This is a genomic window from Desulfovibrio cuneatus DSM 11391, assembly GCF_000430005.1.
GTDB classification, from domain to species: domain Bacteria; phylum Desulfobacterota; class Desulfovibrionia; order Desulfovibrionales; family Desulfovibrionaceae; genus Frigididesulfovibrio; species Frigididesulfovibrio cuneatus.
Window position 1 is genome coordinate 14194 of record NZ_AUCY01000036.1, and the last position, 20480, is coordinate 34673.

The following is a 20480-nucleotide window of genomic DNA, read 5'->3' on the forward strand; positions in this document are numbered from 1 at the left end:
GCTCTACTTGAAAAATGACGAGGCGGCGCCACGCCGCAAAAATCATATGCAGCCACTCTTTCTTCAAAAAAAGAGGGCAGGTTCTTTGCACCTGCCCCCTTCCACAATCAAGAAACAATTCCCTTAGGACTTGGCAACAATCTTCGCCCAGGTATCTTTCAACGTCGCCGTTCTATTCAACACCATTGTACCATCGGTGCTGTCTTTATCCACACAAAAATACCCAATCCGTTCAAACTGCACCCTCTCACCGGGGGTCATGCCCAGAATGCTGGCATCGGTATACCCCGTCACTACGCGCAGGGAATCCGGGTTCAGCACATCCAAAAAGGTCTTGCCTTCTTCCACATCTTCCGGGTTATCTTGCAGGAACAAATGGTCATATAACCGCACTTCCACAGGTTTTGCATGGCGGGCGCTTACCCAGTGCAGCGTACCTTTCACTTTACGGTTGTCCGGCGTGCCGCCGCCCCGGCTTTCCGGGTCGTAGGTGCAAATAAGCGCCGTAATGTTGCCCTGGGCATCTTTTTGCACGTCTTTGCAGGTGATATAATACGCACAACGCAAGCGCACTTCCTGGCCTGGGGCAAGGCGGTGGAACTTTTTAGCAGGTATTTCCATAAAGTCATCGCGCTCAATGTACAATTCCCGGCTAAAGGGCACGCGGCGCACGCCTTTTTCCGGGGCATCCGGGGCAAGGGGCAGGTCAAACCATTCTTCCTGGTCTTCCGGGTAGTTTTCCACCACTACCTTAATGGGGTCCAGCACGGCCATGCCACGGGGGGCGGTGTGGTTCAGCGCCTCACGAATGCAAAATTCCAGCATGCTGAATTCCACTTCGTTTTCTGCACGGGAAATGCCAATACGGGCGCAAAAATCGCGCAGGGCTTCCGGCGGGACGCCGCGGCGGCGCATACCGGAAAGAGTGGGCATGCGGGGGTCGTCCCAGCCTTTCACATGGCCTTCTTCCACCAGTTGAATGAGCTTGCGCTTGGAAAGCACGGTGCGGGTAATGCTGAGGCGGGCAAATTCCGTTTGCTCGGAGCGGTACAGGTCCAGCGTTTCCAGCACCCAGTCATACAAGGCACGGTTGTTTACAAACTCCAGGGTGCAGAAGGAATGGGTTATGCCTTCCAGGGAGTCGGAAATACAGTGGGTATAGTCGTACATGGGGTAAATGCACCATGTATCGCCCGTGCGGTGGTGTGTTGTGCGCCGAATGCGGTACAAAGCGGGGTCGCGCATCACAAGGTTGGGGGAAGCCATATCAATTTTGGCTCGCAACACGTGCTGGCCGTCGGCAAATTCTCCGGCCCGCATGCGCCGGAACAGGTCCAGGTTTTCTTCCACGCTGCGGGTGCGGTAGGGGCTTTCTTTGCCCGGCACCGTAAGGTTGCCCCGGTAGGCGCGAATTTCTTCCGCAGTCAGGCTGTCCACATAGGCTTTGCCCATGCCAATAAGCTTTTCCGCCAGTGCATACAGCGTTTCAAAATAGTCTGAAGCGTAATATTCCCTGTCCGCCCAGTCAAAGCCAAGCCATTGTACGTCTTCGCGGATAGAATCCACGTATTCCTGGCTTTCCTTCAGGGGGTTGGTGTCGTCAAAGCGCAGGTTGCACAGCCCGTTATATTCCTTGGCCACGCCAAAGTTCAGACAAATGGACTTGGCATGACCAAGGTGCAAATACCCGTTGGGTTCCGGGGGAAAGCGCGTGTGCAGCGTGTTTCCTTTACGGCCTGTGGCCAAATCTTGCTCAATAAGGGCTCGGATAAAATCTTTCCCTGTCGTGGCAGGTACTTCAGGTAATGTTGTCATGATACTTCCTTATACAAACAAAGGGAATGGTATGCCCTGCGATTGAACCGCAGGGCATATGCTCTTTGAACTGAGTAGTGCACAATGAGTTTTGGTGAGTGTTACCGGGAAAAGCGATGTGTCCACTGGTATTTTGCCCCACCTTCCAGTTCCACCAGCACTTTAAGCTCGGTAAAACTGGCAAGAGGGCTTCCTTCCGGTAGCATAACCATGGCTTCAATGGGCTTCATGCGGGAAATGGTAAACCGCGCATCTTCCTCATTTTCCAGAGTAAGGGCAACGGCTTGCCCATTTTTACGTATGCCGTAAAAATGCATAACCCCGCTGGCTTGCTTGCCAGATTGGGTTGAAAGGTCATAACGCAGGCGCAGGCGGTTTTCCCCCTGGGGCTTCCAGGTGAACCCACCAATGCGTATGGGCGTTTGGGCACCTGTCAATTCTGGCAAAGAAGCAAAGGGAGTCTCTTCTTTAGCCATGGCGGCAGGTTCAAGGGTTCCTGCTTCCGTTGTGGGCAGGGGGGCGCTAGCATTGCCCTGCCCAACAATAAGGCTGGCGTTGCGTTGCAGGGCTGTAGCGTTGGCCGTTAACCCATTGCGCCCTGGTGTGGCTTCCAGGGTTTGCGGTTCGGCCCCCACTTCATTGTTGCGTGCAGGCTCCACTTCCCCTTCTGTTTGCTCCACCAGTGTTTTTACGTTGGTCAACTGCTCCAGGTGCAGGCGTGCCTCGGTAAATTGTTGCTGCGTAACCTTAAATTCTTGTTGCAATGAATAGTACCTATCCATATAGCGCATAGCAACCAGTGAACCGGCAACCCCCACGCCCAAAACCAGCAGCAGGAAAACACATAAAAGCCGCAAGGTTCTGCGCTGCATGCGCAGGCTGCGAACCGGGCTGTCGTCACGCATCAGCAACACGCTGTAAGTCACATCCCGTTTCAGTTTCACCCGTTTGTTCACCGTGCCCTCCAGTCTTCACGAAGAATGAACCACATATCCTTAGAGAGCTGGAATTCAAGTGTTTTAATACCTCTATCCGTTGTTCCCTTAGCATCGCGGTATATTTGCGTCATTACCGCTTTGGCCTTGTCTTTGGTGACGCTGATTTCTACATTTTGCAATAAAATTTTCCCAGGCCGCAACTTTCTCCACAAGGCATCCTTTTGCTGGCGAATAGCTTTTGCCCCAGTGCGCCCACCCTGCTCTGCGTTGTCGTCGTAAAACTGCATGTACAAATCAAGGTCGGCCTGTTCCCAGGCACCGCGCCATTCTTCCACCGTTTCAAAAACAGAAATCATGAGCAGTTCGTCGCTGCTAACGGCCTCTGCTTTTTGTGCAGCAGGCTCACCCACAGGCTGCGCAGCAGGGGTCGTCCGTTCCCCACGTTCTGCTCGCACAGTGCCGGCCTCCTGGGCTGTTGGCTGCGGGGCAGTTTCTTCCGGCACGGGCTGGGGTTCTTCGGTTGCCACCTTCCCATCAGGCTCTATGGCCGGGGGGGCATCCTGTTGGGCTGCGGTTGATTCTGGTTCGGGCTTTTGGGGAATCATGCCTATGGCCAGGCGCTCACCTTCCGGGGTTGCACTGTCAGAAGAGGCCGTAGTGGCTTCAACAGCAGGCGCGGTAAATTCTTTCTCTGGCAAAGCGGCAGCATGGGTTGCATCGGAAACCGTGTTGCTTGGCCCTGTAGCCATGAGCACAGGGGCCACGGTACTGGCACCCCCCAAACGCTGGGAAGGTAACGCAGGGGGCAAAGAAAGCGCTGCCACGGTATGCCCGGCACCAGTAATGGCTGGTGGTGCAAGGGCAGGGCTGGCAGCGGGGGAAGATGCAGGCATTGCCGCCATAAGGGAGGCTTGCTCGGCAACAGGTACAGCCTGCACAAATGGTTCTAACAGGCCTTTGTCATACAGTTGCAGGGCAAGCAGTGGCTTGGCAAGGGGGCCTTCCGGCGCGGCAGGCCCCACCTGTTGGGTGCTTGAGGCAAGCACAGGCAAGGGGGCCGGGCCTTCTTGCACAGCGTCTTGTGGGGCAGCATCCCTTTCTGGGCCAGCCTGTTCCAGGGTGGCTTCTGCCAGGGGCACGGCCTGTTCTTCGCTTTTCAGTTCCGGCTGGCTTGGGGGGCTGGCGGGTTCCGCATCTGCCAGGGCAGAACCGGTGGAAAGCCCCGGCAACCATTCCATACCCACAATAACATACTGCCCCTTGGCATTTTGGCGCCAATACAGGCGGCGTACCCCTTCGGTACTCAGGTTGGGGGCCTGGTAATCCTGGTAAAACCACGTAACCCAATATCCCGGCCCTTTCAGGGCCTGCACATCGTGCACCCTGTTTTTTATCCAGGGTAACATTTTAAACAAGCGTTCTTTTTGTGTCTGAAAACGGGAAAAAGACTCACCTTGGGCTTTGGAGTAGGCATCTGCATCATAAAAGCTGAACAAAGCGGGGGAGCGGTCTGCCCAGGCCTTGGCCCACTTTTGCACATTGTCCACCAGGTGGCGCGCTGTGGCTTCATCTTCCGGCAGGCCTTTGCCGGTGTGGGCAAAGCTGGAACTTAAGGCCACAGGCGTGCCTGCGGGCAAAAACTGCCCAAGCCCGCCAAGGTCGTCGTTGTTCATGGCAACGCACCCCTGGGTAAGGAGTGGGCTTATGGTTTCACCGCGCCCATGAATCCAGATACCGTACCCTGTTTTTCCCCGCAGTTTGTCCACCGGGTTGGGGTAGTTCAGGGTGTAGGCTTCTTTGCCATACTTGGCGTAATCCAGCCCCGAATTTACGTGGCTGACGACAAAATAAATACCTTCAGGGGTTTTCAGGTCACCCTGGTTCTGCTTGTCGCCCATGCGCTGCCCGGTGGTACACACATAGGTACCATCTTGGCTTAACTGATTTTTTTGGGAAAATACGAAAAGCTGCTGTTTGTCTTTATCTACAGCAATAAGGCGGGGGGGCATGGCAGAATGGCTGCCCACAATGGCTTGCCACATGCCTGGGGCGGCGGTTTCGGAAATGGCATGGCCAACTGGAGGCAGGGCGCACAGCAAGAAAAGTGAAGACAACAACACACATACAAAAGCAGCAGCCACAGGGAAAGGCATACACCTGCAAGGAAAACAGAATACTGCATGCAACGGCCTTCTTTGCCGAAAAAACGCACTATTGCTCATGAGGGCTCGTAGGGTTGCGGGTGTTTACCCCTGGTTGGCGGGTAGCTGCGTACACCCGGTGTTGTTACACACCACGCCCCAGAACTTGCCGGGTGCGTATGCCTTCGGAAAACACAATTATGAGTATGCCCAATGAACTGTGGCATGCCTACTGCACTGCGTGCAAAGTTGCCTGTAGCGCAAACAAAAGCAGACTCTTTCCGCCCTGTGGAACAGTAAGAAAAGAGCGAAAGCCATGTAACCCAGGTTGCAGCAATGGCATTTGTCAAAAAAAACGCCACAACTAGTAAGCCAGATAACATTTACCCTTGCTGCTGTGCAAGCATTTTAGGAGCAGCATGTAATTACGTCAAGCGTCCAGCCTTCAGGCCACGCTGTGCCAGTGTGCCTAGGGTGCATTCTGCACGTGGAGAAAGAATTTCAGAGGGTTGTAAAACAACCAGTGATTACATGAGCGTTTCCTTACTTTTTGCCAAGGGCAACAAGCTCGCTCCTGGTAAAAATAGCGCCCACAGGATAACCCGCAGCCTGCACAGCTTCAGCCCCGCCTTCTTCGCGGTTCAAAATGCACAGCACGCTACGTACTACCAGCCCGGCTTCTTCCAGGCGGGCACAGGCACGCAGGGCGGAACCGCCAGTGCTCAGCACGTCTTCCACCACCAGCACGTGGTCGCCTTTTTTGACGTTGGCAAGACCTTCCACTGCGCGGGCAGTGCCGTGGCCTTTCACTTCTTTGCGCACAATAAGGCCGGGCAGTTGGCGGCCCGTTGCATAGGCAGCCAGGGAAGTGGCAGTAATAAGCGGGTCTGCCCCCATGGTCATGCCACCCACAGCCACAATGCTGTCATCGGCGATCATGGAAAACAGCAGGCTGCCAATTAAAAAAGCCCCTTCGGCATGGAGGGAACTTTGGCGGCAATCAAAATAGTAGTCGCTTTTGCGCCCGGAAGTAAGGGTGAAATCGCCTTCCATATAGGATTTTTCAAACAAAATACGGGCCAGGCGCTTTTTTGCATCTTGTACGATTATAGACATAATCTCTCCTTTGAGAGTTAGGGAAACCAGTGCTTCCTTAGGGCAATACCCTGCACTGACGTTTTGGGGAATGCTATGAAAGTGCTTAGTCTGTCTTTCCCCCAAACACACGGGAAAAAATCTGGTCTTCATACACCAGGAAGCTGGCGGGGTTGAACAGCTCGTCCATTTTTTCCCCGGTAAGCCGCGTTTGCATGGCAGCGTCGGCCCGCACCAGTTCAGGAAACGAAGTACGTGTTTCCCAGCTTTGCATGGCAAGGCGCTGTACCAGGGCATAGGCTTCCTGTCGGGGCATGCGGGCTTCTTCCATAAGGGCATGCAGTACCCGCTGGGAAAAGAACAGCCCGTAAGAGCCCATGAGGTTGCGCTGCATATTTTCCGGCAACACCCGCAGGTTCTTCACCAGGCTGGTAAGGCGGTGTAAAATGTAGTCCATGAGGATGGTGGAGTCTGGCATTATCACCCGCTCCACAGAAGAATGGCTGATGTCACGTTCATGCCACAGGGCCATGTTTTCCATGGCGGCCAGCGCGTTGGAACGTACAAGGCGGGCAAGGCCTGTCATGTTTTCGGCAGAAATGGGATTTTTTTTGTGGGGCATGGCAGAAGAACCTTTTTGGCCTTTGCCAAAACCTTCTTCCACTTCCAGCACTTCAGTGCGTTGCAGGTGGCGCAGTTCTACACACAGGCGCTCAACCCCGCCAGCGGCAAGGGCCAGGGCGGTAAAGTAGTGGGCGTGCCTGTCGCGCTGAATAATTTGGGTGGAAACCGGGTCTACCTGCAAGCCAAGGCGGGCACAGGCAGCCTTTTCCACAGCCGGGGTGAGCATGGTGTAGGTGCCCACAGCGCCGGAAATTTTGCCCACGCGCATGCCTTCCACCGCAGCAGCAAAGCGCTCCCGGTGGCGAACAAATTCCGCATAAAAGCCGGCCATTTTCAGGCCAAAGCTGGTGGGTTCCGCATGCACGCCGTGGGTTCTGCCAATGCACAATACGCCTTTATGCTGCCTGGCAATGCCAGCCAGCACGTCCAGCAGGGCATCAAACCCCTGCAAAATAAGGGTGCCAGCACGCACCAGCAGGAGGGCACCCGCGGTGTCCACAATGTCGGAAGACGTACACCCAATATGGATGAAGCGGGCCGCAGGGCCCACCTTTTCTTCCAGCGCCGTTAAAAACGCAATAACGTCATGGCGCGTCACTTCTTCAATTTCCAGCACCCTGTCCACATCTATAGCGGCCTTTGCCTTAATTTCGGCAAGGCTTGCGGCATCAATAACGCCCGCTTCTGCCCAGGCTTCACACACCGCCAGTTCCACCTCAAGCCAGGTGTGCAGGCGGCGCTCCAGGGTCCAAAGTGCGCCCATTTCCGGGCGGGTGTAGCGTTCTATCATGGTGTGTGTTTTGGGGGCTAGAAGGTGAAAAGATACGCTTTTGCTGCACCAGGGTCATGCCCCGGCCTGCACCTGGGGAAACACTGATGTAATGGCACTCGGGAAGCGCTCAGCTATTTCGTTTGGCGAGGTAAGGCTGCCAAACGGAATAAACAGCGTTTCCCTAGGTGGCAGGCGTCGCCTTGGCAGGAGCTTCTGCCTTGGCCACTGGGGCAGCAGGTACAACCGCAGGTGCCGGGGCAGCCGGGGCACTGGCATCAGTGGAAGCGGCTGGGGCTTCCGCCGCGGGGCTGGCCGCATTTTCCTTGGGGGCGTTCTTGTGGGAACCATATTCCGTAACGTACCAGCCTTCCCCTTTCAGGGCAAAACTGGTTTGCGACATAATGCGCTGTGAAGTGCCATGGCAAATGGGGCACGGATGCGTTGCCTCCTGTGGCTCCACATGCTTGCACCATTCTTCAAAAATTTGCTGGCAATCATTGCAGCGGTATTCGTAAATTGGCATGAATTTCTCCAAAAAGCAAAAAAACACACTCCGAGAGCAGACCCCCTTTTCACACCATTGCTGCAAAGGAAATCTGCTCTAAAAGCGTTTCAATAAACACCTATGCTGCATACCCCAAAATTGTGGGGAAAGGCACAACGAAACCAAAGAAATAATAAATTGCACCTTGGCAAGAAATCCGTTGCGACCCCATGAAAATTTCAGTTTTTTCGTTTGGCAAGGCACAAGTTTTTTTGAAGCAGGAGTGACAATTCCGCAGGAAAGCGGAATTGGGAACCACCCGCAGGGCGGAAGCCGAAGGCCGAGGCCCAGGACGGGCCGAGTCAACTCTTCCGTCCTCGACTGCTTAAAAAAAACGAAGTAACGCCGCCAAACGGAATAAATGAAATTTTCCTAAGCTTTGGCAGCCTTGGCTTCTTTGATCCGCACCTTAAGGCGCTCTGCACGACGCTTGCGTCTGCGATCCAGTTCTTTCGAGCGTTCTTTTCTTTTTTGGCTCATGAGATATCTCCTTCATAACCGTTTATAAGCGCGTATATTTACCCTTGCCAGTACAGTTTGTAAAGGGAAACACGCTGTTTCCTTTATTTCACCGCCAGGGGCAGCCTGCAATAGGCTCCACATCTACCCAAAAAGTATGTTTTTTGCTCTGGCAGCCGCCGTTACAGGTTGCACAAATTCATTTTACCATATTGTATTTATTGTGCATAAATTATTTCCGCGTGATTATGGCATACGTGTTTCCAAAGCCGCTACCTGTTTATGAGCTTTTTATGTCGTAATAACCGGAAAGTGCCGTTTGGCACACCAGCCCCGCAAGGGCAATGCCCAAAGGCAGCAACGCCGCCCGCACCTTCTCTTCCCACTTGGCAGGCAGGGGCACACTGGTGTGCAGCTCTGCTACAAGCAGTGGGGGAACATCCCCTGCTTGCCCGTGCGCATCAGGTTGTTCTTGCCCCCCAGGCTGCGCATGGGGGCAGCGCAGGCGCAAGCCCCCTTCTGGCCCCAGGGGTTCCAGCAGGGGGTGGAGCAGGGCGGCGAGTTGTTTTTCCCCTTCTGCCAGGGTAGCAAGCTGGGAGCAGGAAGGCACCACACCGTAGGGGAAGCGGGTAAGCAGGCACGGCGTGGCAGGCTGCTGCGCCCATTCCAGCCCAAGGGCTTGCCCCAAAACGCGCACGCTATTTTTTTCAAGGCCTGCCTCCGCCAGGGGGGAAATGATGCCAGCTTCTTGCAGGGCCTTCAGCCCTGGGCGAAAGGTTTTGATATCAGAAGCATTGGTGCCGTCACACAGGGTATACGCCCCCTGCCCTGGGGCGCCGCCAGCGGCTTCCGCATTGGCAAGCGCTTGTTGCAGCACAGCAAAAAGAGTTTTTTTACAATGGTAACAGCGCTGCGTACCACTATTGGCAAGGTCCACAGCCTCCAGCGGAGTAAAATATACCTGAAGCAAGCGCAGGTTGTGCCGTGTAGCCCACTCTTGTGCGGCAAGGGTTTCATGCTGGGGAACATGTGGGCCATGGGCATGCACCAGCAACGGGGCCAGCCCTGCCCTGGCCGCTGTAAAGGCAAGGAAGCGGCTATCCAGCCCACCGGAAAAGGCAATGGCCAGCGGGGCCAGGGCATGCAGGCGCTGCACAAGCCCCGCATACTGGGCCTGTAAGGAAGCGGCTACACCGGGCAATGGATTTGTGCTTGCTATGGTATTATGGCTGTTCATACTTACAATCCGTGGCGTAATGGCGCTGTGGAAACACGCTGGATAAATTGAGGGAAGCACTGGTCACATTGCATTTTGGAAACGCTCAGTTATTTCGTTTCCACTACGCTCCCTGAATATTATATAGCTTAAGCTTCTTATACAGGTAGCTGCGTTCCAGCCCAATGCTTTCCGCAAGGCGGCTGATGTTGCCGTCGCACTCTTGCAGTTTTGTTGCCAGAAAGCGTGCTTCAAAGGCACTGCGGGCCGCCTTGAAGTCTCCATCAAACGCCTCTTCAAACAAAAAGGCTCCCTCTTTGTCCACCAGGGGCATAACTTCATGAAACTCCTGGGGCAGTTGGTCCGGCGTAACTGTTTCACCGCCATACAAAATGAGCATGCGTTCCACAAAGTTTTTCAGCTCGCGCACATTGCCGGGCCAGGGGTACCGCACCAGGGCTTTTCTGGCCTGGGAAGCCAGCAAAAAAGGCGGCAAATTCAATTCCTGGGCAAGGGTGGCGGTAAAGTAGTCGGCAAGCAGCAAAATATCGCCATCGCGTTCACGCAGGGGGGGCACTTGCAAGGGGAACACCCGCAGGCGGTAGTACAGGTCTTCCCGGAACTCCCCGGCCTGAATGGCGGCAGGTAAATCTTTGTTGGTGGCGGCAATTACCCGCACGTCGGCATGTTGGGAGCGGGAACCACCCACCCGCTCAAAGGTTTTTTCTTGCAGAATACGCAAAATTTTGGCTTGGGTTTTCAGGCTCATGTCCCCAATTTCATCCAGAAACAGGGTGCCCTTGTGGGCCATTTCAAACTTGCCTGTTTTGGGGGCATCTGCCCCGGTAAAGGCCCCTTTTTCATGGCCAAACAACTCGCTTTCAATCAATTCTTCCGGAATGGCCGCACAGTTCAGGGCCACCAGGGGTTGGTCCTGGCGTTTGCTGCCCTGGTGCAGGGCGCGGGCCACCAGTTCTTTGCCGGTGCCATTTTCCCCGGTTATCAGCACCGAGGTATCCAGCGGGGCCACCCTGGCTATTTGCCCGCGCAACGAAACCATTACCGGGGAAGCACCCATGGGGCCGCCGGGGTCTTCTGCTGCCAGCCGCTCGCGCAATTCGGTGTTTTCCTGCTTCAAGGCATGAAATTCCAGGGCACGCTCCACTGCCAGCAACACTTTTTCCAGGGAAAGGGGCTTTTCAATAAAGTCGTAGGCCCCCTTTTTAATGGCTGTTACCGCCGTTTCAATGGTGCCGTGGCCGGAAATCATCAGCACAGGCAAGGCAGCAAAGCGGGTGCGCACCACATCAAGCATGGCAAGGCCGTCCATGCCGGGCAACCAAATATCCAGAAACATCAGGTCAACGCTGTCATTTTCCAGAAAAGCCAAGCCTTCTTCAGCACTGGCTGCCTCAAACACTGTGTGCCCTTCGTCTTCCAGGATACCACGCAAAGAAAGGCGTATGCCCTGCTCGTCATCTACAATCAGCAGCCGTTTTTGCTCCACCATAGCCTGTTCCCTGCTCCTTGCGTTGCAACGTCAACCCACCGTGCCGGAAAAGGCACTGCCCCAAGGCACCCTGAAAGGGGGAATAATTTGTTGTGATTGATTATGGGTCGATTTAATACTGGTAGTTGCTGTAAAATAGAACGCAACTACGCCTGGGTCAAGGCCCCCCCAAAACAGCACCATCAATGCCATTTACGCCGTGGTTACACAACGACCATGAGAAATGCACCAAGAAATTAGCCCAACAGGATAAAAGCTTCTTTTCAACAGTCATAATCACGTGTAGTATACTTAGTGTACATTAGGAAGCTGTTGATACTATTTCATGCATCAGCTCCCTACCCAAACAAGCACACGTTTGTTTATTACAAAGAAGCACAAAACCCATATGTTTTACAAGAGAAGTACATTCTCGCTTTTCATGGGGGCTGGTCTTTTAACCGTGCATAAAAAACATACGGAAACACGTAGTACGTGTTTTCCCCAATACCAGGTATAGTTGCTCCAGCCCAAATTGCCTTTGAGTGTTTTGCTTCTCAATAAAGGTACGCCGGTTGCAGCGCTCACCCTTTGCAAATACCTGCGCATGCGCCCACACAGCGGCTCTATGCCCGCGCATGCACCAACACATTGTACCACAGCATTGCACCAGAGCACTGCAACGGCACATACGCTGGTAGCCATAGGGCCGCACTGCGGCGAAAGAGAGGTTTTATGCCCCGTGCAATCATTCTGGCAGAACGCTGCAAAGGCTGCTTGCTGTGCACCACCGTGTGCCCCGTTAAAATTTTACGGCGCTCTACTGTGGTAAACAGCCAGGGCTATGCCATTGCACAGGTAAGCGACATGAGCCTGTGCACAGGCTGCGGTTCCTGCGCGCTTATTTGCCCGGATATGGCCATTCGTGTATTTGCGCCAGAAAAACAGGAGAGGGGCGCATGAGCCCTATACATACCAACAAAAAAAGCACCCCCCCCCTTGCCACAGCCCTGTGCCAGGGCACCCTGGGCAACCAGCGTGCCACCCTGCCGCGCAGCGGGTTTGCCAAGGCACCCAAGCGCTTTATGAAAGGGAACGAAGCCATTGCCTTTGCCCTTATTGCAGGCGGTGTGCGCTGTTATTTTGGCTACCCCATTACCCCCCAAAACGAAATACCGGAAACACTGGCAGTGGAGCTACCCAAGGTGGGCGGCACCTTTGTGCAGGCTGAAAGCGAACTGGCAGCCAGCAACATGCTGCTGGGTGCTGTGGCTTCCGGCATTCGGGCCTGCGTTTCTTCCGCCAGCCCCGGCATTTCCCTTATGCAGGAAACCATCTCCTACATGGCGGGCAGCGAACTTCCCGGCTTTATCATCAACATGAACCGTGGTGGCCCCGGCCTTGGGGATATTTTTACCGGGCAGGGCGACTACTTTCAGTCTACCCGCGGTGGCGGCCATGGCGACTACCGCACCCTTACCCTGGCCCCTTCTTCCTGCCAGGAAGCCTACGACCTTACCCTGCTGGGCCTGGACCTAGCCTACACCTACCGCAACCCGGTTATTTTTCATGGCGACGGTATTATTGGCACCATGAAAGAGCCTGTGCGCCTGTGGCAGCCCAAGGGCATAAACAATGGCACAGTGGAAGAATGGCAGCTTAATGGCTGCGCCGGAAGGGAAAAGCGCCTCATTAAATCTGTTTTCCTGGAACCGGGCACCCTGCCTGCCCACAACCGCAAGCTAATGGCCAAATATGCCAGTATGCAAAAAGAAGCCAGGGCAGAAGTTTTTGCCGTGGACGATGCAAAGCTTGTGGCAGTGGCTTTTGGTTCCGCCGGGCGTATTGTGAAAAGTGCGGTGCGTGCCTTGCGCGAGCAGGGCCTGCGCATTGGCCTTGTGCGCCCCATAACCCTGTACCCCTTCCCGGAAAAAATACTGGCAGCCCTGGCAGCCCAGGGAAAGCACTTTATTACCATTGAAAATAACACAGGCCAGATGGTGGAAGATGTGCGCCTTGCCGTGCGCGGCCTTGGCGATTCTGACTTCTTTGGTTACATGCCGGGGGAACTGCCCTGCACGGATGATTTTTTAGAGCCCTTGGCCAACGCCTATGCCCGCTCCGGGCGTATGCGCCGGAGAAACCCATGAATACTGTTCCCGGCCCCACCCACCAGGCGGGCGAACAAGGCCCTTGCCCCCAGCAAGGTGAGCGCGCGGTAAACCCGCCGCCCCACACCCACCTGCTTGCCCCCACCCACTACTGCCCCGGTTGCCACCACGGCATTGCCCAGCGCATGGTGGCAGAAGCCATTGACCACTACAACCTGCGGGAAAAAACAGTGGCCATTTCTTCCATTGGCTGCTCTGCCTTTATTTACCGTTACCTGGACATAGACATTCTTGAAGCCCCCCACGGGCGCGGCCCTGCCGCTGCCACGGGCATGAAGCGGGCCCGCCCCGATTCATTCGTGTTTACCTACCAGGGCGACGGCGACCTTGCGGCCATTGGCCTTGCAGAAATTATGCATGCCGCCAACCGGGGGGAAAACCTTACCGTGGTCTTTGTGAACAACACAGTATATGGCATGACAGGCGGGCAAATGGCCCCCACCACCCTGGTGGGCCAAAAAACCACCACCACCCCGGGGGGCCGCACCCTTGTGGAAGATGGTGGCCCCCTTCGCATGGCAGAAATAATTGGCGGGCTTGATGGCACGGCCTATGCCGCGCGTGTTTCCCTGCATGATGTAAAGCACATTCGCGCCGCGAAGCGCGCCTTGTTCAAAGCCTTTGAAGCCCAGCTGCAAAGCAAGGGGCTTGGGTTTGTGGAAATGCTTTCCGGCTGCCCCACCAACTGGCGCATGGACCCCGTTGCTGCTAACACCCGCATTGCCGAAGAAATGATTCCCGCATTCCCCCTGGGTGTATACAAAGACATTCTGGCAGAGGCGACCACCACACCAGCACCCTAGAGCATTGCAACGTTGCAATGCTCTGTGGCTGCGCAGCGGACACTCGCGAAGCGTATTGTTTTATTTTGGCATCTCCATGGGTTATAGAAGAATGCCCATATGCGTTACGGGAAAATGAACACAACTTTTCACAGTTACAATGCTCTCAGGCATTCGCTTTAAAGGAACACACATGAGCCGCCCTGTAGCCCCCAAAGCACCCCCCATGTACCTTGACCTGATCATTGCCGGGTTTGGTGGGCAAGGAATTTTGCTTATGGGTAACCTGCTGGCCTGTGCGGCCATGGAAGCGGGCCTGCACGCCACATTCATTCCTGTATACGGCGCTGAAATGCGCGGCGGCACAGCCAACTGCACTGTGGTCCTTTCCAATGCGGAAATAGGCTCCCCCCTCATTCGCCGGCCCCACAGCCTTATTATTATGAACAGGCCCTCCTACGAAAAATTTGTGCCCCTCATTCAGCCAGGGGGCGTTTGTGTGGTGAACACCAATCTGGTGGAAACGCCCCCGCCTCCCCCAGCAGGCACACGCATTGTGGGGGTGCAGGCCAATGCCCTGGCAGAACAGGCAGGCAACGGCCGCCTGGCAAACATGGTGGCCCTGGGGGCCTACATTGCCGCCACAGGCGTGGTGCCCCTTGCCCTGGTGGCCCGCACCCTGCCACAGGTGCTGAGCGCCCACTACCAGCATTTGCTGGAAACAAACACCACTGCCCTTAACCTTGGCTATGCAGCGGGGGTGAAGGCGCTTGAAGCCACCACGGCGCAAGCACACGCTTGACACTGCAAATAATATCAGGCAAGAATTATTTCAGGAGATTTTTATGCACACCATATTTTTCTTTATGAGCTTCTTTTTTACCCCGTCTTACCGCAAGACCCTGGGGAGCGCTGCGCTGTAAAAAGAAGCCGAAAGAAACCGGCTGAAAATACCAAGCCGCCGACCTAAGGGTCGGCGGCTTTTTTGTTAACCCATGCCGGGCATGCTGCCACGGCCAACCTAAAGGAACGCGTATGGAACCAGTGGAAAGTTTTTGGGGGAAAATTGACCTGTTTGTATTTATCACCCTGGCTTCAGTAGTTGGGGCCATTGTCTATTCAGGCCTTCGCCTTGTGCAGGGGTTTGTGCAGGGTGCCACCGGCCAGACCAGTAAGAAGTAATTATCAAATAGTAATAATTATATGACAGCATTAGAAACGCTCAGTTTTTCGTTTGGCAAGGCACGAGCTTTTTTTGAGGTGGGTGCTGGACTCTTACCGTCCTGCCCCTCCTCAAAAAAAGTGAGAAACGCTGCCAAACGGAATAAATCAGCGTTTCCTTATAATTGATAACAATTCGAGGGGGAACAATGCCTTCACTTTCTATGCTAGCCTTATGGGGCGGTTATATTGCTTTCATGATCTACCTTACCCGCAAAGGCCGTGGGCACGACGCCGTACTTTCCGGCCCGGTGAAATTTTCCGTGCAGGCCCTTGCTTATGTGGCCACCTACATTTCTTCCGTAGCCCTGGTGGGCTTTGGCGGCCTTTCCCATAAATACGGCATGCAGGTACTGGCAGTGGCAGCAGGCGTGGCCTGGCTGGGTACCTGGGCTGTGTATGCCAAGCTGGCCTGGCCCACCCGCCAGTGGCAGCAAAAACTTGGGGTGCGCACCCCCGCCCAACTGCTGGCCTATGGGCACAATGCACCGGGCCTGCGCCGCTTCTTTGGGGCCATTTTTGCCTTGCTCCTGGCGGTGTACGCTTCCGCCGTTATCAAAGGCGCTGCCATTATGATGGTAGACATTATTCCCGTGGAACTGAACACCCTGGTGTGGATTGTGGCCGTGCTGGTTGGCCTTACGGTGTACATTGGGGGGATGCGCGGCGTGCTGTACACGGAAGCCATGCAAGGCGCGGTAATGCTGGTAGGCATTGTTATGCTCACCGCTGCCGTGCTTGCCAAGGTGGGTGGCCCGGTTGAGGGAATGCGGGCCCTTGCTGCACTGCCGCCAGATTCCTTCGCCAACCAAGGGTTTCTTTCCCTTTCTTCTGGCGACCAGGGCATGTTTATTATCTCCCTGGTGCTGGTAACGTCCATTTCTGTGTGGTCGCAGCCACAAATGATACAGCGCCACTTTGCCCTGGCAGACAAAAACGCTGCCATGCGTTCTGCCCCCCTGGCCATGCTGGTGGCCAGCATTTTGCTGGGCGGCGTGTTCTTTTCTTCTGCCCTTTCCCGTGTGTTCATTCCCACCATTGAATCGGCAGACAAGCTGGTGCCCCACCTTGTGGCCATGCTGTTGCCGGAAGTGGGCCGCCAGCTCTTTATTCTGGCCATTGTTTCTGCTTCCCTTTCCACCGCCACAGCCCTGTACCACATTGCTGTGGCGGCCATGGTGGAAGATATTCCCGGCAAGCAAACCGGGCGCGGTACATGGCTTATGGGCATTATTGCCTGCGTGGTTATTGCCGGGGGCAGCGCTGGGCTGAAGGGGGCACTTATATCCATGGTGCACGTGACAAGCTGGACGCTGATAGCCGCCAGTTCGTTTGTGCCGTACCTTATGCTGGTGGTGTGGGGGAAGCAGTCTTCCCGTGGGGCCTGGTGCAGCGCCATTGGGGGGAGTATTTGCTGCATGGCGTGGTACTTGTTGGCGTATCCACAAACGGCGCTGGTGGTGCCGGTTTTAGGTAGCCTTGGGGCGAAGATACCACCGTTTGTGGTGGGGGTTGGGGCTTCGGCACTGTGCTGGGGTGCGCAGGCGGTGCTCATGCCGGAAAGGGTGAAGGAAGAAGAAGAGGTGACGGAAGGGGCGGTGTAAAAAGGGGGCTTTAGTTGGAAGAAGAGGGGGTGGCGCGAGGGGCGTGCCACCCCCTTGGTTTTGTAAGAGGTGGGGATGCGCGGGGGATTGCGGCGCAAGCGCCACACCATTCCTCTGTTCTTTTTTTGTTTGCCGCTCCGCTTGGGTGGAAACATGGAGTTTCGTGCGGCGTGTCGCCGCGTACGCTTGTGGTTTTTTGTTTTGTTTGCCGCTCCGCTTAGGTGGAAACACGAAGTTTTTTCGTTTGGCAAGGCATTCGGCGCAAGCACCGTCATCCACGCGCAGGCGGGGATCCAGTATTTTCAATGTGATAGCGCGTAGTTTTGTGCGGCGTGCCGCCGCGCCAGCCTAAGCACCGTCATCCCTGCAAAGGCAGGGATCCAGTATTTTTTGGGTGATAGTATTTTCTTGCGGCGCAAGCGCCACACCATTCCTCTGTTCTTTTTTTGTTTCCCGCTCCGCTAGGGTCAGGGGGCCCTTGTGCGGCCCCCTAACAACCCCACACCCACGGGGTTGCACCCCGTGTCCCCGCTAAGCTTGTGGCCCGCGCTCAGGTAGATTTGTTTCGCTCACTCGAAGACTCGTACGCTGCACAAATATATTCGCGCGGAGAGTGCACCGTGCAGAACATGAGAGAGGGGGCGCTTATCGGTTACTTGCTGGGAAAAAGACTGTGCCACAGAAGGTAATTTCTGCGAAGTCGGAGAGTGGAGGCGAAACGATTGCACTCCGAGTGAGTAGGCGGGCGCAGCAAAGCGCACGTGGGCTAGGGGTAACTCGAAGAATTATCTGTACGGTGCGGCGAAGACGCGACCTTCTCCTCTCGGGCTTCGTGGAGATGCACAGGCAGCAAAGCTGCCCGCGCCCTCTGCCCTCGCTCCACGGCTCGCTACGCTTGCGACTGCCGTCGGCTTTAGTGAAGATTCACGCCACCATCATTAGGAAAGATAGCGAGTAGTTTTGTACGGTACACGCCTCCTCTCAGCTATTCCACGCACCCTCTCTCAGCTATTCCACCCGCCCTTCTCCCGCGTGTCATAAGCATACAACCAAGCCTTACCACAATTACCTCCTTCTGCTATGGGGAAAACAACTGCCGTGTATTCGTTGTGAATCATACGGCACAATTGTATTCCATTTATGGCAGGAGGCAGTATATGCGCCCCATGAGCACCGAGGATTTTTTACGAGAAATCGTGTTTCGCAACAGCGGAAATTCCAGCAGTTCCGGCACCCTTCTTTCCGGGGCATCCGGCCCCATGCCCCCGCAAGCGGCAGGCTGGCAAGGCACTGCCCCGCGCCAGTCGTTACTTGGTTCACCGCAGGCAGGTTCTGGTGCCAGTGTCTTCCGCATGCGTTGCACGACAAACCACCTTGGCAAGATAGAAGCCAAGGAAGAACATACCCCCAACGAAAGCACCCGCTGGGAGTATACCTATGACGTGGCAGGGCACCTTGCCACGGTACGTTGCAACGGCGCGGTAACGGAAGAATACACATACAACACCCAAGGCCAGCGCATTGCAGACCGCGTGCCCTCTGCCATGCGCCACCGGGGCGGGCAGCGCAGATTCACCTACAATGACGAGGGGCAACTGGTGGAAGTAAACGCCACCCACTTTTACTACACCGCCTCCGACACTCTGCGCGGAAGGCAGGAAAACGGCAAAAATACCTATTTCAGCTACGGCGACGACACTCGGCTGGACAGCGTCACCCTGCCTTCCGGGTTTGAAGTGCGCTATGAATATGGGCAAAGCCTGCTGCCGGAGCGCATTCACGTGTCGGGGCGGTTGGTGGGGGAATACCGCTGGCAAACTCCGCTACAACTACAAGAGTATTACGATGTGATGCAGGACACTCGCTACACATTCCAGTACAAGGGGCAACGTGTCCCCATGGGAGTATACATCAGCGGCACCGGGGCGGCCTTCATTAAGGAGCGCTTTCAACGCGGCAATCTGGATCAGTATTCCCCCATGTTCCAAGCACAAGGGGCTACGGACAGCCTTTTTCTGCACATCGGGGCCGACCAGGTGGGCAGCATCCGCACCCTGAGCACAGAAGACGGACGCATGGTGAAGGAAATCGAGTACGACAGCTTTGGCAATGTGCTACGCGATTCCTTCCCGGAATTGTCGTTCCCCCTTGGCTTTGCGGGCGGGCTAGTGGATGAACATACAGGCTTCGTTCGCTTCGGATACCGCGACTACGACCCGCAAACGGGACGCTTCACCGCCCAAGACCCTGCCCGCGACCTGCGCGGCGATGCGGATTTGTACGACTACTGCGTGGATGACCCTGTCAGTTGTGTTGACCCGCAGGGGTTGGCAACACGGCAGTGGAACGAGAGCTTGCATCCCCGGGATGATGTGGGCAAGTTTACCTTTAAGGATGGGGCGGATAACTTGCCGAGGGAAATGAGAAAATATGCGCGTAAAAACTTCACAAGTACTCCCTATTCCTATAATATTGGTGAAGCGTTACAGCGTGCAACAAAGGGGCAGATTGTTGATAAAATGCCTGTCGACGATAAAGTTGCTCGCTTTTATTTGCTGGCCGACATGCTCAAAGAGGCTGCTGATCATTTGAATATTGACCCTGATTACTTGATGGCACTTGCTTCTCACGAAAGTAGTTGGCTTAATGACCATAATTTTGGGCTAAACAATCTTTTTGGTCTGACCAACGCCGGTAAGAATAATCTGTCATTCTCTTCTCTCGGAAAAAGCGTAGAGTATTGGGTAAAGAACTATGCAGACTGGGTGAGTGGCAGCAAAAGCATGGAAGAGTTCATTCATGGTTTACGCTACAATGGCCCCAACGCCTATAATTCTAAAGATCCGAAATACGACGAGAAACTTCGTAAACAATATAAGACTATTGTAAAAAGGAAACTAAAATGAAGCTATTGTCTGCTCTGCTTTCCATGATGTGCCTAGTGGGAATGGCAAGTGCAGCCCAAGCAAAAAAGAATACGGAGGTATATGAAAATTTTCAATTTTGCTACTCATTTGAATATGATACAGCCAACATTAAACGTATTGACCGTGATGATTGGTATCCTCCTAATCCCAACCACGGCATATCTTTATTCTTAAAGAATGAACAAATCAATTTTTGGGGTGAAGGGCGCTCTATGCTTGACGACAGCGTCCCCAACGATTTTGCCGATGATGTGGTTTTTTTGCAAGAAGTGGCACCTTGCCAGAAAGTCCCTGTTACGGGGATGTTCTCGTTTTATTACGTGTGTCCTGATTCCGTTCGGGCAATGGCACGACATCCTGAAGAGATCATGAGTATGATATATTACGCGAACTATTCTTACACGGGCAAACCAAAACATATAAAGCTCTACGAGCAAATTCTTAAAACGTTCAAGATTATCCCGGAAACAGAGCCAGAATTGTATGTTCCTCCCCCTGAGGAATAATAGAGGAGAAATCGTGGTAAAGGGAAAATAACAATTCCTGCCAGCAGTCGTATCGATTGTGCGGCGTGACGCCGCAACCGCTTGTGGTTTTTTGTTTTGTTTGCCGCTCCGCTTGGGTCGGAGGGGCCCTTGTGCGGCCCCCCGACACCCCCACACACTTGGGGCTCTGCCCCAAG

Annotated in this window: 16 protein-coding genes; 8 read left to right on the forward strand and 8 right to left on the reverse strand. The window is 54.8% G+C overall.

Going from position 1 to position 20480, the window contains the following annotated elements; translation table 11 throughout:
• Window positions 1-123: 123 nt before the first annotated feature.
• From G497_RS0109790 to G497_RS0109835, 8 genes are all read right to left on the reverse strand, one after another.
• Window positions 124-1815: a glutamine--tRNA ligase/YqeY domain fusion protein gene (locus G497_RS0109790; RefSeq protein WP_027188018.1), complete on the reverse strand. Its 1692-nt coding sequence runs from the start codon at window positions 1813-1815 to the stop codon at window positions 124-126.
• Between the two features lie 101 nt (window positions 1816-1916).
• Complete coding sequence (locus tag G497_RS0109795; protein ID WP_027188019.1) at window positions 1917-2771, reverse strand: hypothetical protein; 855 nt, start codon at window positions 2769-2771, stop codon at window positions 1917-1919.
• A complete protein-coding gene (locus G497_RS19205) occupies window positions 2768-4867 on the reverse strand; it encodes a L,D-transpeptidase family protein (protein ID WP_169726994.1) in 2100 nt (699 codons plus the stop codon). The genes G497_RS0109795 and G497_RS19205 overlap by 4 nt, the downstream gene beginning before the upstream one ends.
• Window positions 4868-5437: 570 nt before the next feature.
• Window positions 5438-6010 (reverse strand): orotate phosphoribosyltransferase, encoded by a 573-nt coding sequence (pyrE, locus tag G497_RS0109805; RefSeq protein WP_027188020.1) that lies wholly within the window; start codon window positions 6008-6010, stop codon window positions 5438-5440.
• Between the two features lie 85 nt (window positions 6011-6095).
• On the reverse strand, window positions 6096-7403 hold the full coding sequence (gene purB / locus G497_RS0109810) for an adenylosuccinate lyase (protein WP_027188021.1): 1308 nt from the start codon (window positions 7401-7403) through the stop codon (window positions 6096-6098).
• A 163-nt stretch (window positions 7404-7566) separates the two neighbouring features.
• A complete protein-coding gene (locus tag G497_RS0109815) occupies window positions 7567-7908 on the reverse strand; it encodes an FmdB family zinc ribbon protein (protein WP_027188022.1) in 342 nt (113 codons plus the stop codon).
• Window positions 7909-8668: 760 nt separating this feature from the next.
• Window positions 8669-9625, reverse strand: coding sequence for an ATP-dependent sacrificial sulfur transferase LarE (larE, locus tag G497_RS19210; RefSeq protein ID WP_051258021.1), 957 nt, complete (start codon window positions 9623-9625; stop codon window positions 8669-8671).
• Between the two features lie 103 nt (window positions 9626-9728).
• Window positions 9729-11114, reverse strand: coding sequence for a sigma-54-dependent transcriptional regulator (locus G497_RS0109835; protein ID WP_027188023.1), 1386 nt, complete (start codon window positions 11112-11114; stop codon window positions 9729-9731).
• Window positions 11115-11828: 714 nt separating this feature from the next.
• Between G497_RS0109835 and G497_RS0109840 the strand changes: the two genes are divergently transcribed.
• From G497_RS0109840 to G497_RS0109880, 8 genes are all read left to right on the forward strand, one after another.
• Window positions 11829-12056 (forward strand): 4Fe-4S binding protein, encoded by a 228-nt coding sequence (locus tag G497_RS0109840; RefSeq protein WP_027188024.1) that lies wholly within the window; start codon window positions 11829-11831, stop codon window positions 12054-12056.
• A gap of 122 nt (window positions 12057-12178) precedes the next feature.
• The gene (gene vorB / locus G497_RS0109845) at window positions 12179-13243 is read left to right on the forward strand and encodes a 3-methyl-2-oxobutanoate dehydrogenase subunit VorB (RefSeq protein WP_034637458.1); all 1065 of its coding nucleotides are present in this window, start codon (window positions 12179-12181) and stop codon (window positions 13241-13243) included.
• Complete coding sequence (locus G497_RS17620) at window positions 13240-14067, forward strand: thiamine pyrophosphate-dependent enzyme (RefSeq protein WP_084516174.1); 828 nt, start codon at window positions 13240-13242, stop codon at window positions 14065-14067. Before vorB ends, G497_RS17620 begins: the two co-directional genes overlap by 4 nt.
• A 172-nt stretch (window positions 14068-14239) precedes the next feature.
• Complete coding sequence (locus G497_RS0109855) at window positions 14240-14848, forward strand: 2-oxoacid:ferredoxin oxidoreductase subunit gamma family protein (RefSeq protein ID WP_245576375.1); 609 nt, start codon at window positions 14240-14242, stop codon at window positions 14846-14848.
• Between the two features lie 233 nt (window positions 14849-15081).
• The gene (locus G497_RS20165; protein ID WP_156908037.1) at window positions 15082-15228 is read left to right on the forward strand and encodes a hypothetical protein; all 147 of its coding nucleotides are present in this window, start codon (window positions 15082-15084) and stop codon (window positions 15226-15228) included.
• A 188-nt stretch (window positions 15229-15416) separates the two neighbouring features.
• The gene (locus G497_RS17625; protein WP_034637450.1) at window positions 15417-16871 is read left to right on the forward strand and encodes a sodium:solute symporter family transporter; all 1455 of its coding nucleotides are present in this window, start codon (window positions 15417-15419) and stop codon (window positions 16869-16871) included.
• 1157 nt (window positions 16872-18028) lie between these two features.
• On the forward strand, window positions 18029-19777 hold the full coding sequence (locus G497_RS0109875; RefSeq protein ID WP_027188028.1) for an RHS repeat-associated core domain-containing protein: 1749 nt from the start codon (window positions 18029-18031) through the stop codon (window positions 19775-19777).
• The gene (locus G497_RS0109880; RefSeq protein ID WP_027188029.1) at window positions 19774-20304 is read left to right on the forward strand and encodes a hypothetical protein; all 531 of its coding nucleotides are present in this window, start codon (window positions 19774-19776) and stop codon (window positions 20302-20304) included. The genes G497_RS0109875 and G497_RS0109880 overlap by 4 nt, the downstream gene beginning before the upstream one ends.
• Window positions 20305-20480: the final 176 nt, after the last annotated feature.